The 12,517-nt window shown below is 73.5% G+C and carries 7 protein-coding genes; 6 read left to right on the top strand and 1 reads right to left on the bottom strand.

What is annotated here, in order from left to right:
• Positions 1-173: 173 nt before the first annotated feature.
• The 3 genes from ABTZ03_RS27200 (at position 174) to ABTZ03_RS27190 (ending at position 3,322) form a co-directional block, all read left to right on the top strand.
• Positions 174-1,508, top strand: a complete 1,335-nt coding sequence (locus ABTZ03_RS27200; protein WP_350515702.1) for an MFS transporter — start codon at positions 174-176, stop codon at positions 1,506-1,508.
• A gap of 134 nt (positions 1,509-1,642) precedes the next feature.
• Positions 1,643-2,227 (top strand): LppU/SCO3897 family protein, encoded by a 585-nt coding sequence (locus ABTZ03_RS27195; RefSeq protein ID WP_350515701.1) that lies wholly within the window; start codon positions 1,643-1,645, stop codon positions 2,225-2,227.
• Between the two features lie 33 nt (positions 2,228-2,260).
• Positions 2,261-3,322: an LppU/SCO3897 family protein gene (locus ABTZ03_RS27190; protein ID WP_350515700.1), complete on the top strand. Its 1,062-nt coding sequence runs from the start codon at positions 2,261-2,263 to the stop codon at positions 3,320-3,322.
• Between the two features lie 58 nt (positions 3,323-3,380).
• Here the strand turns inward: ABTZ03_RS27190 and ABTZ03_RS27185 are convergent, their stop codons facing one another.
• Positions 3,381-4,808 (bottom strand): CCA tRNA nucleotidyltransferase, encoded by a 1,428-nt coding sequence (locus ABTZ03_RS27185; RefSeq protein WP_350515727.1) that lies wholly within the window; start codon positions 4,806-4,808, stop codon positions 3,381-3,383.
• 363 nt (positions 4,809-5,171) lie between these two features.
• Between ABTZ03_RS27185 and ABTZ03_RS27180 the strand changes: the two genes are divergently transcribed.
• The 3 genes from ABTZ03_RS27180 (at position 5,172) to ABTZ03_RS27170 (ending at position 12,505) form a co-directional block, all read left to right on the top strand.
• Positions 5,172-7,679, top strand: a complete 2,508-nt coding sequence (locus ABTZ03_RS27180; RefSeq protein ID WP_350515699.1) for a DUF6049 family protein — start codon at positions 5,172-5,174, stop codon at positions 7,677-7,679.
• Between the two features lie 58 nt (positions 7,680-7,737).
• On the top strand, positions 7,738-10,203 hold the full coding sequence (gene murJ, locus ABTZ03_RS27175) for a murein biosynthesis integral membrane protein MurJ (protein ID WP_350515698.1): 2,466 nt from the start codon (positions 7,738-7,740) through the stop codon (positions 10,201-10,203).
• A 307-nt stretch (positions 10,204-10,510) separates the two neighbouring features.
• Positions 10,511-12,505, top strand: a complete 1,995-nt coding sequence (locus tag ABTZ03_RS27170) for a protein kinase family protein (protein WP_350515697.1) — start codon at positions 10,511-10,513, stop codon at positions 12,503-12,505.
• The last annotated feature ends 12 nt before the right edge of the window (positions 12,506-12,517 follow it).

Below are 12,517 nucleotides of genomic sequence, written 5' to 3'. Positions count from 1 at the left end.
CAGCGAAGTTCGCGACTGTCGAACACTGAGCGCTGAGCGCAGCACCGAGGACTCGGAGCTGACTGCTCGTAGTCTGCCGGAAGGGCTCACGATCCTCGGATCGTGAGCCCTTCACGTTTTCGCAGCGAATGTTTCACGTGAAACGGCGACCGGTTCCATGGCACCCTGGGCGGGTGGCGATCACCGAGAACGGCAGCACCCACCAGTCCGCGCACCGTGCCACGCTCCTCGGTCTGCTCCGCGGCCAGGACTTCCGCAGGCTGCTGACCGCCCGGGTGCTCTCCCAGCTCTCCGACGGCGTCTTCCAGGTCTCGCTCGCCGCCTATGTGGTCTTCTCCCCCGAGAAGCAGTCCTCCCCCGCCGACATCGCCTCGGTGCTGGCCGTGATGCTGCTGCCGTTCTCGGTGATCGGCCCGTTCGCCGGGGTGCTGCTGGACCGCTGGCGCCGTCGCCAGGTGCTCTACTTCGGCAACCTGGCCCGCTTCGGGCTGGGGCTGGGCACCGGTGCGCTGCTCCTGGTCCAGGCGCCGACCTGGCTGTTCTTCGCCTCGGCGCTGCTGGTCACCGCGCTCAACCGGTTCATCCTGGCCGGCCTCTCCGCCGCCCTGCCGCGGGTGGTCGAACAGGACCGGCTGGTCACCGCCAACGCCCTCTCCCCCACCCTCGGCACGGTGGCCGCCGCCTGCGGCGGGGGCCTCGGTTTCCTGCTGCACCAGCTGATGGCCCCCGGGCCGCAGGCGGACGCCGCGCTGGTGACCGTCGCCTCGCTGCTCTACCTGTCGGCCGCGCTGGCCGCCCGCCGGATGGACCGTGACCTGCTCGGCCCGGAGCGGCACGGCGAGCGTCCCGCGCTCGGCCAGGCGCTGCTGCGGGCCGCCGTCGAACTCGGCGCCGCCGTCCGCCACCTGGTCCGGGACTGCCGCCCCGCGGTGCACGCGCTGGCCGCCGTCACCGCGGCCCGGTTCTGCTACGGCGTGCTGATCGTGGTGGTGGTGATGCTCGCCCGGTACACCTTCAACGACCCGACCGACAGTGCGGCCGGGCTGGCCACCCTCGGTCAGGCGGTCGGCCTGTCCGCCGCCGGGTTCTTCGTCGCCGCGGTGGTCAGCCCCTGGTGCACCCGTCGGCTGGGCCTGGCCGGCTGGATGACGGCCTGCCTGCTCGCCCCAGTGGTCTTCGTCCCGGCGCTGGGCCTGTTCTTCGCCCCGATCCCCACTCTGGCCGCCGCCCTGCTGCTCGGGGTGGTCACCCAGGGCACCAAGATCTGCGCCGACACCGTGGTGCAGGAGTCGGTCGAGGACGAGTTCCGCGGCCGGGTCTTCGCCATCTACGACGTGCTGTTCAACGTCGCCTTCGTGGCCGCCGCGCTGGTCACCGCGCTGGTGCTGCCGTTGTCCGGCCGCTCGGTCACGGTGGTCGTCGGGGTGGCCGTGGTGTACGCGCTGACCGCGCTCTGGTACCTGCGGGCGGCCCGGCGGTCCGGTCCGCTCCCCGGCGACGCCCGGTGACACCGGCCGGTCCCGGAATCGCAACCACCTCGTCCCGAAAACCCGGACGGCCACCGAACTGATTGCGTCCGACCCGGTCGCTAAGGTACGTAAACCTGTCGGAGCGACAGCACGAGGTCTCGGGGGACGATCCGATGAGCACACCGACCGGTCCGTACGGGCCGCCGCCGGCCGCGGCGCCCGGCTTCGGCCCGCCGCCCCCCTCGTACGCCCAGCCGCCGTACGCGCAGCCGGCTCCGCCCGCGTCGCCGTACGCCCAACCGCCCTACGGCCAGGCCCCCCACGGTCAGCCGCCGTACGGCCAGCAGCCGCCCGCCGGGCCGTACGGCTACCCCCAGCCCGGCGCGACGCCCCCGCCGCCCGCCAAGCGCACCGCCCGCTCCAAGCTGCGGATCGCCGGCGTGCTCGGAGCCTGCGTCGCACTCGCGGTCGGCTACTTCCTGACCGGCCCCGGTGTCAGCAGCGCCAAGCCCGGCGACTGCGTCCGGGTGAGCGGCCCGCGCGCCGTCGAGATCGTCAACTGCACTGACAGCAAGGCGAATTACAAGGTGCTGTCGAAGTTCACCGGCACCACCGACGTGACCCGCTGCCGGCAGACCCCGCAAACCACCAGCGCCGTCTCGGGCAAGAGCGGCCGCCGTTGGAACAAGACGCGGTACGTGCTCTGCCTCGGCCCCCTGACCCCCACCGCCGGCTACCCGCCGGTCAAGACGTCCTGACCTTCCGCCGACATCCTTTTCCCGGGGGACCCCTTGTCCGTTCCGCCTCCGCCGCCACCGCAGCAGCCCTACGGCCCGCCGCCCGGCGACGGCAACCCGTACGCCGGCGGCCCGTACGGCGCACCGCCGCCGCCCCCACCGCCGCCCGGTTACGGCTACGGCTACGGCTACGGCTACGGCTACCCGAGCGCCCCGCCGCCGCCGGAGCAGCCGTACGGCGCCCAGCCGCCCGGGTACGGCTACGGCTATCCGCCGCCGGCCCCGATGGACGGCGAGCACTGCCGCTTCTGCGGGGGCTTCCCGGCCGTACGCGCCACCGTCCGCGGCCACCAGGGCCTGCTGGTCGCCTGGCGGATGCTGCGGATGCACGGCCCGTTCTGCCTCACCTGCGGGACGGCCACCGTGCGCGACATGTCCGCCAGGACGCTCGTCCAGGGCTGGTGGAGCTGGGCCTCGCCGCTGCTGACCCTGATCACCCTGCTGCTCAACCTCGGCGCCCACAACCGGATCAAGCGGCTGCCGCCGCCCGTGCCGGGCACCCACGGCCCGCAGCTCGACCCGGGCCGGCCGCTCACCGGCCGCCCGCACCTGGCCATGCTGCTGGTGCCGGCGGCGATGCTGACCACCGGGATCCTGGTCGTCACCGGCGTGATCGGTCCCAAGCACGACCCGGGCACCCCGATCACCTCGCCGACCCGCGACAGCACGATCACCTTCTCGCCGGCCCCGCTGCCGTCGCCCACCTACAGCTACACTCCGCCGCCGCCGCTGCCACTGCCGTCCTTCACCCTGCCGAGCATCACCCTGCCGCCGCCCGCGACGCCCGCGGCCAAGGACGACGTGGACAACGCCGGCGTCGGCGACTGCCTGCGCAACGAGAACAACACCGGCGCGACCTCCGACGACCACCCGAAGATCACCGTGCTGCCCTGCACCGACGCCAAGGCGCAGTACAAGGTGGTCTACAAGTACCTCGCCACCTCGGACGAGAAGGTCTGCCAGAAGCAGCCGAAGTCGGACAGCACCTACACCCGGACCTACACCAAGTTCCCCTCGCTGGACTACGTGCTCTGCCTGAAGCACGTGAACGGCTGAGCCGGAACGGCACACGGCGGCCGCCCCCTCCGTCGAGGGGGCGGCCGCCGCGCGTCGGTCAGCCCTGCGGCTGCTCGGCCCACCAGGCCCGCAGCGCCGCGACCGCCTCGTCGTGCTCCATCGGCCCGTTCTCCAGCCGCAGTTCGAGCATGTGCTTGTACGCCCGGCCGATCTGCGGGCCCGGCTTCAGCCCGAGCAGCTCCATGATCTGGTTGCCGTCCAGCGCCGGGCGGATGGCGTCCAGCTCCTCCTGCGCCGCCAGTTCGGCGATCCGCTCCTCCAGGCCGTCGTAGGTGCGCGAGAGCGCGGCGGCCTTCTTCTTGTTGCGGGTGGTGCAGTCGGAGCGGGTCAGCGCGTGCAGGCGGCCCAGCAGCGGCCCGGCGTCGGTGACGTAGCGGCGCACCGCGGAGTCGGTCCACTCGCCGCCGCCGTAGCCGTGGAAGCGCAGGTGCAGCTCGACCAGGCGCGAGACGTCCTCGGTGAGCTCCTTGGAGTACTTGAGCTCGCGCATCCGCTTGCGGGTCATCTTGGCGCCGACCACCTCGTGGTGGTGGAAGGAGACCCGGCCGTCCGACTCGAAGCGGCGGGTGCGCGGCTTGCCGATGTCGTGCAGCAGCGCGGCCAGCCGCAGGGTGAGGTCCGGGCCGTCCTGCTCCAGGTCGACGGCCTGCTCCAGGACGGTCAGCGAGTGCTCGTAGACATCCTTGTGCCGGTGGTGCTCGTCGCGCTCCAACTGCAGCGCGGGCAGCTCCGGCAGCACGTACCCGGCCAGGCCGGTGTCCACCAGCAGCCGCAGGCCCTTCACCGGGTGCTCGGCCAGCAGCAGCTTGTTCAGCTCGGCCTGCACCCGCTCGGCCGAGACGATGGTGATCCGCTCGGCCATCGCGGTCATCGCGGCGACCACCTCGGGCGCCGGGTCGAAGTCCAGCTGGGCGGCGAAGCGGGCGGCCCGCATCATCCGCAGCGGGTCGTCGGAGAAGGACTCCTCGGGGGTGGCGGGGGTGCGCAGCACCCGGGCCTCCAGGTCCTCCAGTCCGCGGTGCGGGTCGACGAAGCCGCGGCCGGGCAGGTCGACGGCCATCGCGTTGACCGTGAAGTCCCGGCGGACCAGGTCCTGCTCGATGGTGTCGCCGTAGCTCACCTCGGGCTTGCGGGAGGTGCGGTCGTACGCCTCGGAGCGGTAGGTGGTGATCTCGATCAGGAAGGAGCCCTCGGGGGTGTCCTTGCGGGCGCCGACGGTGCCGAAGGCGATGCCGACGTCCCAGACCGCGTCCGCCCAGCCCTTGACCAGCTTGAGCACCTGCTGCGGCCGGGCGTCCGTGGTGAAGTCCAGGTCGTTGCCGAGCCGGCCGAGCAGCGCGTCCCGCACCGAGCCGCCGACCAGCGCCAGCCGGTGACCGGCCGCCTGGAACCGGCGGGCGATCTCGTCGGCCACCGGCGACACCCGCAGCAGCTCTTGCAACCCCAGGGTCTGGGCCTCGCTCAGGCCTGGGACGGCCTGCTCGGGGGTGCTGGAACGGTCGGTGCGCGCGGTGGGCTCATTGGCAGTGGACACGGCTCACAAGGGTACGTGCCCCGGAAGGTCAACCGCCCGCGCGTTTTGGGCGTCTCACCCCAGAGCCCGCAACACTGCACCCCGGCCTGGATCGTTACCATGCCGGTGGACGAGTCGCGGACACCGCAACCGGGGATGCGGTGTCGTGCGCCGCCGTGCCGACGGAACTTTCCGCGGCAGCAGGACGGCGTACGGCGTCGAGCGAGGAACGTCGAGCGGGGAACGTCGGGCGCCAGCGCCGGGCGGACAGCATCAGCAGCGAGCGATCGAACAGAACGGCGAGGGCGAAAACGAGTGAGTGAGCCGGCACGGCACTCGGGCCTGGGGGCGCACCGACAGCCTGGACGCACCGCGGATCCCACCGGGCGTCCCACCGACGGGCGGCGCCGCCGCGGCCGCGCCCGCCGCTTCGCCGCCGTCTGCGCGGCCGCCCTGGCCCTGTTCACGGCCGCCCCCGCGACGGCGCTGCCGGCCGGCGGCAACATCCGCCCGGCCACCGACGCCGCGGCCAGCGCGGAGTACCCGGTGGTGGTGACCATCGAGTCGGTGAGCCCGCAACTGGCCGTCCAGAACGGCACCGTGTCCATCACCGGGCACGTCACCAACTCCGGCAAGTCGGCGCTCAAGGGCGCCCACGCGGCGGTCCGCAAGCCGGTCTCCAGCAAGCCCCTGCAGCGCCGCAGCGAGCTCCAGGGCGTGGCCGCCCGGACCACGCCGAAGGGCGAGGACGGGGTGGAGCTGGACAGCCCGCAGTACGCCCTGCCGGAGCTGAACCCGGGCCAGAGCCAGCCGTACACGCTGAGCGTCGCGGTCAGCGACCTCGGGCTGTCCGAGAGCGGCGTCTACGAGCTCGCGGTGGACGCCTGGGGCTCGACCGCCGACAACCCGCGCGACCGGCCCCTGGGCATCGCCCGCACCTTCCTGCCGTACACCCAGGGCGGCAACGGGGCCCAGCCGACCAAGGTCACCACGCTCTGGCCGCTGGTGCACGCACCGGTGCTGGCCGCGCAGACCTTCGCCGAGAACGACCAGACCGTCCCGGTGCTGCGCGACGACAGCCTGGCCACCGAGCTCGCCCCGGGCGGGCGGCTGTACGAGCTGGTCGACACCGGCGCCAAGCTGGACGGGCTGACCTGGGTGGTCGATCCGGACCTGCTGGACGCCGCCTTCGCGATGACCAAGCAGTACCGGGTGCAGAAGCCGGGCAGCGAGGACGGCGGCAAGCCCGCCCGCGAGGACAACACCGTCCCGCGCCCGCCCTCGGCCGCCGCCGAGGCCTGGCTGAACAAGCTGCGGGCGGCCGTCGCCAAGCCGACCGACCAGGTCATCGCGCTGCCGTACGCCGACCCCGACCTCGCCTCGATCGCCCACAACGGCTCGGACCTGGCCGGCATGGGCACCGCGCTGAGCAAGGCGGCCACGGCCGGCCGGCTGACCGTCGAGGGCCGGCTCTCCGTGGACACCCGCTCCGACGTGGCCTGGCCGTACCAGGGCCACCTCGACCAGCAGATCACCGGCATCGCCCGGCAGGCGGGCAGCGGCCTGGTGCTGGCCAGCGGCACGAGCATGCCCGACCCGGACTCGGTCAACTACACCCTGACCGCGGTGCGCCCGATCGGCAACGGCCAGACCGCGGTGGTCGCCGACGACGCGGTCTCCGCACCCTTCCAGAAGGACCTGAACACCCCGAAGGACCAGACCGAGGCCGCCCAGCGCTTCCTCGCCGAGACCTACGCGATCACCCACGAGCAGCCGCAGAACCAGCGCGGCCTGCTGGTGATGCCGCCGCGCGAGCTGACCGCCGCCACCGCCAAGGTGCTGGCCGGGGCGCTGCAGACGGCGACCTCGTCCGACAAGTGGCTGACCCCGGTGAAGCTGGACGCGCTGGCCCAGTCCGCGCCGGACCCGAAGGCCAACACCACCGTCCCGTCGCCCGCCGACTACCCGACCCAGGCCCGGGCCTCCGAACTGCCGGCCACCGCGCTGAGCGGCACCGACAAGATCCAGGACGACCTGGACACCCTGATGCGGGTGCTCACCCTGCCGCAGCGGGTGCGCGGCCCGTTCAGCGCCGCCATGGTCCGCTCGCTGTCGACCGAGTGGCGCACCCAGGCCCCGGCCGGCAACGCCTACCGCACCGGCGTCGGCAAGTACCTGATAGAGCTCCGGGACGCCGTCCAGGTGCCCAAGAAGAACGTGGTCACCCTGGCCGGGGACACCGGTCAGCTCCAGGTCAGCGTGCGCAACGACCTCACCCAGACGGTCACCAACCTGAAACTGCGGCTCACCTCGAACCAGCCGAACAGGCTGGCGGTGGGCGAGGAAATGGCGCTCGTCCTCCCGGCCTCGCAGAGCGTCACCCTGCGCTTCAACGCCCAGGCCCGCAGCAACGGCCCGGTCCAGATGACCGCCCAGCTGTACACCACCGGCCCCGATTCCAGGCCCTACGGCGATCCGCAGCCCTTCACCGTCGAGGTCACCTCGGTGACCAACGGGGTGCTGTACGTCTTCGCCGGCGCCGCCGTGCTGCTGGTGCTGGCCGCGCTGCGCTTCGTCCGCCAGCGCAAGCGGCGCGGCGGGCAGCCGCACGAGGACGGCGACCAGCCGGTCGGCGACGGCCCGGCCGAGGACGGCCCGCAGGACACCGCCGAGGCGGAGCCGGAGGCCCCGGACACCGCGGACGGCACCGCCAAGAGCAGCACCGGGGACGACCCCGCGCCCGACGGTCCCGCGCAGACACCGCGCGCCAGCAGCCCGGATGGCCGGGATCGGACCGCCGGTGATGAGAAGGTTGGTCCTTGATACCGCCGACCCCCCGCAACGCCGGGCCGGCCACCCCCCACGACAGCGAAGAGGTGACATGACCGGGCGCAGCGAGGAGCGGCCGCCGGGCCGCGGTGAGAGCCGGCCGGGCGCCGAGTCGCCGTCCGGCGACTGGTACGTGGCCGACACCTACGCCCAGGACCCGTACGCCGCCGAGGCGTACGGGCCCGCGCAGGACGGCCAGGACCCGTACGGCCTCCAGACCGGGCGGCCCGCCGCGGCGCCGCCGGTCACCGCGTACGACGTGCCGCCGCAGCTGCCGCCGCAGGGCGGCGGCTACCCGACGCCGGTGCCGTCCACGCCGTTCTCGCCCCCGGTTCCCCCGGTGCAGCCCGGCTGGGACACCCCGATGCAGGCGGGCTGGCCGCAGCAGGCCGCCCCGCCCCCCGGTCCCGGGCCGGCCCCCGGCCCGTGGGCGCAGCCCCAGCCGCAGTGGGAGCCGGGCCCGGCGCACTCCACCTGGGACACCGAGACCACCGAGTACGTCGGCGTGGACGCGCTGTTCGGCGGCCGTCCGGCCGAGGCTGCGGCCCAGCCGCCGGTGCCCCAGCCCGCCCCGGTCCAGCCGGTCCAGCCGGTCGCGCCGGTGCCCCCGGCCGGCCCGGTGCCGCCGGGCGCCCCCGCGCCGTACCCGCCGGTCGGCGGCTACCCGGGTCAGCCGCAGTACGGCGGCCCGGACGGGCAGCGCCCCTTCGTGCCGCCGATCGAGTTCGACCCGCCGCTCTCCGAGGACGAGGCCACCATGCAGGTGGCCGCCGTGGCGGTGCCCCCGGCGGTCGAGCCGCTGGCGGACCTCGCCGAGGAGCACGCCGCCCAGTCGGCGGCCGCGCCCGAGGCCGCCCCGGCCACCGGTGGTGGCGGCAAGGTCGCCAGCCTGCTGAACTCCAGCGCGATCATGGCGGCCGGCACCCTGGTCTCCCGCGGCACCGGCTTCCTGCGCACCATGGTCATCGCCGGCGCGATCGGCATCTCGGTCATGGGTGACTCCTACAACGCGGCGAACACCCTGCCGACCCTGCTGTACATCCTGATCGGCGGCGGCGCGCTGAACGCGGTCTTCGTGCCGCAGCTGGTGCGCAGCATGAAGAACGACGAGGACGGCGGCACCGCCTACGCCAGCCGGCTGCTCACCCTGGTGATGGTCGGGCTCGGCGCGGTGGTGGTCCTCACCGTGGCCGTGGCACCGCTGCTGGTGCAGCTCATCTCGCACGAGATGATGACCGACCCGTCCCGCGCGGACACCACGGTGGCACTGGCCCGGTACTGCCTGCCGACCATCTTCTTCATGGGCATCCACGTGGTGATGGGCCAGATCCTCAACGCCCGTGGCCGGTTCGGCGCGATGATGTGGACCCCGGTCCTCAACAACGTCGTGGTGATCTTCACCTTCAGCGCGTACATCTGGGTCTACGGCGGCTTCGGCAGCACCGGGGTGAGCCCCGGGACCATCAGCCCCGAGGGCATCCGGCTGCTGGGCCTCGGCACCCTGATCGGCCTCGCGGTCCAGTCCCTGGCGATGATCCCCTACCTGCGGGCGGCCGAGTTCCGCTTCAAGCCGCGCTTCGACTGGCGCGGCCACGGCCTGGGCAAGGCCGCCCGGCTGGCCAAGTGGACCTTCTTCTTCGTGCTCGCCAACCAGGCCGGCTACCTGGTCATCACCCAGCTGGCCACCGCCGCCGGCAACGCCGCCGAGAAGACCGGCCACCAGGGCGTCGGCCTCGCCGCGTTCTCCAACGCCCTGCTGATCTGGCAGCTCCCGCAGGCCGTCATCACCGTCTCGATCATGAGCGCGGTGCTCCCCCGGCTCTCTCGGGCGGCGGCCGACGAGGACGCCGGCGCGGTCCGCGACGACCTGTCGTACGGGCTGCGCACCACCGCGGTGGCGGTCGTCCCGGCGGCCTTCCTGTTCCTGGCGCTCGGCCCGGCGATCGGCCGCTCGATCTACGCGGTCGGCGGCGGCGGCACGGCGCTGGACAACGCGACCAACCTCGGCCTGATGCTCTCGGCCTTCGCGCTCGGGCTGATCCCGTACTCGGCCCAGTACGTGATGCTGCGCGGCTTCTACGCCTACGAGGACACCCGGACGCCGTTCTCCAACACCGTCTGGGTGGCGGTCTGCCAGGCCGGCTTCTCGCTGGTCTGCTGGGTCGCGCTGCCCTCCCAGTGGGTCGTGACCGGGATGGCCTTCGGCTACGGTCTGGCCTACGCCGTCGGGGTGACGGTCGCGCTGCCCAAGCTGAAGAAGCGGATCGGCGGGCTGGACACCAAGCGGATCGGCAAGACCTACAGCCGGCTGGCCGCCGCCTGCGTCCCGGCCGCGGTGGTCGGCCTCGGCGTCAGCCTGGCGGTCCAGCAGGTGCTCGACGGCTGGACGGGCAGCGTGCTGTCGGTGGTCCTGGCCGGCGGCCTCCAGCTGCTGGTGTTCGTGCTGATCGCGAAGCGCCTGCGGATCGAGGAGCTGAACGCCATGCTGGGCATGGTCCGCGGCCGACTGGGCCGCTGACCTTACCGACAACCGGCCGGACGGACGGACGCCCTGACCGGGCGTCAACCGGGGCGGACACCGTCCCCGCCCGTCCGGCCGAATTCTGGGCCGCCACCCGCGGCCGGGAACCGCCCGGACCGCCAGGTGGCGGCCCGGTGTCGGATCTGCACCACATCTCTCCACCCCCGTGCAACCGAGCGGACCCCTCAGCGGTCGTACCCGGTGGAGAAGAGTGGGCACAATTGTCCTGGAGCACAGGGCGGCCTATCCGCGCGCTCCAGCGACTCTCTCAGGCCGGGGCGACACAAGGGGAGGCAGGACCACGGTGGCTGATGGCACCAAGGCGGTCGTCGACACGTCGGCAGCTGACGCGGCGGCGGACGAGGCCGCGCTGGCCGCGGCGATCGACGAGCTCGGGGGCGGCGGGACCGCCCCGGCGGGCTCCGCCGACGCCCCCTCCACGGACTCTCCCGCAGACTCTCCCGAGGCCGCCTCCGCAGCCGCCGACGAGGAGGCCGACGAGGACGCTCCCGCGGCGCCGGACCCGGCCCCGGAGTCCCCCGTCGGCGAGGAGACCTCGGAGATCACCGCCCCGCTCTCGGTCCAGGAGATCGCCGCCGAGCTGGCGGCCGGCTCCGCCGGGAAGAAGACCGGCAAAAAGGCCGCCCCCGCCCCGGAGGCCGCGTCCGACAAGCGCCGCCCGACCGACCCGCAGCCCACGGTCGACCCCCGCGACACCGCCACCCTCCCGCGCACCCTCCCCGCCCCGATGCGGCACAGCGGCGACCGGATCGGCAACCGGTACCGGCTGGAGGAGTGCATCTCCCAGACCGACACCTTCAGCAGCTGGCGCGCCGTCGACGAGAAGCTGCGCCGGGCCGTCGGCGTCCACCTGATGGCCTCCGGCCACCAGCGCGCCCGCAAGGTGCTGGCCGCCGCCAAGTCCGCGGCCCTGCTCGGCGACCCGCGGTTCGTCCAGGTGCTGGACGCCGTCCAGGAGAGCGAGCTGGTCTTCGTCGTGCGGGAGTGGCTGCCGCACGCCTCCGACCTCGCCAAGCTGCTCGCGAACGGCCCGATGGAGCCGCACGAGGCGTACCAGATGGTCCGCCAGGTCGCCGACGCGGTGGCCGCCGCCCACCGCCGCGGCCAGGCCCACCTGCGACTCACCCCGCGCTGCGTGCTGCGCACCGACAGCGGCCAGTACCGGATCAACGGCATCGCGGTGGACGCGGCCCTGCGCGGACTGCCCCCGGAGGACTCCACCGAGGACGCCCAGCGCACCGACACCCGGGCGATCGGCGCCCTGCTGTTCGCCGCCCTCACCCACCGCTGGCCGTACCCCGAGGACCGCTACGACCTCAAGGGCCTGCCCAAGGACCTGCAGAACGCCGCACCGGACCAGGTCCGCGCGGGCGTCCACAAGGGCCTGTCCGAGCTCGCCGCGCGCGCCCTGTTCGACCACCCGCCGCACCACGCCGAGCCGATCACCACCCCGGAGGAGCTGGTCCGGGCGATCGCGGCCATGCCCCGGATCCGCCAGCCCGAGCCGGAGCTGCCGGTCTTCCAGGCCCCGCCCCGGCACAACACCCACGCCCTGCCCACCGCGCCCAACCCCACCCGGGTGGCCGACCCGGCGGTCGCCCCGCTGCCGGCCTCCTCCCGGCCGACCGCCGCCCGGCGCACCAAGCGCCGACTGCGCCGGGTGGTCAAGGCCACCGCCTGGACGGTCGCGCTGGGCGCGATCGGTGTCGCCTCCTGGCAGTTCGTCGGCACCCTGCGCAACAGCGGGCAGGCCGTCGCCAACCCCCAGCCCTCGGTCAGCTCCAGCGCGCCGAGCGCGCACCCGACGGCGCACACCCCGGTGCCGATCCAGATCAAGGAAGCCTTCTCCTACAACCCGCGGGGCGACTCCCCGGAGTCGGTCTGGCTGCTCCCGAAGGTCTTCGACGGCGACCCGAACACCTCCTGGGTGACCAAGACCTACAACGACCCCTTCGGCCCCAAGCCGCCGTTCAAGGACGGCACCGGCCTGCTCATCGACCTCGGCTCGGTCCAGTCGGTGAGCTCGGTGAACGTCCTGTTCACCGGCACCCACACGGCCGAGCTGCGGGTGCCGAACGCCCAGGCCGCCGCCAACCCCCAGGGCGCCCAGCCGGAGTCCTTCAACGTGCTGGACAAGCAGTCCGGCAGCAACGTCGACTTCACCCTGAGCAGCCCGACGAACACGCGTTACGTCTTGATCTGGCTGACCAGCCTGCCGAAGGATACGGGGGGCAGCGGTTACCGCGGGGTGGTCAACGAGGTGAAGGTCTTCGGCTGACCGCGCCCGCAC

Origin of the sequence: Kitasatospora sp. NPDC096077 (genome assembly GCF_040303245.1) — a bacterium.
In the GTDB taxonomy this organism is placed as follows: Bacteria; Actinomycetota; Actinomycetes; order Streptomycetales; family Streptomycetaceae; genus Kitasatospora.
This window is presented reverse-complemented; position numbering and strand designations above follow the sequence as displayed.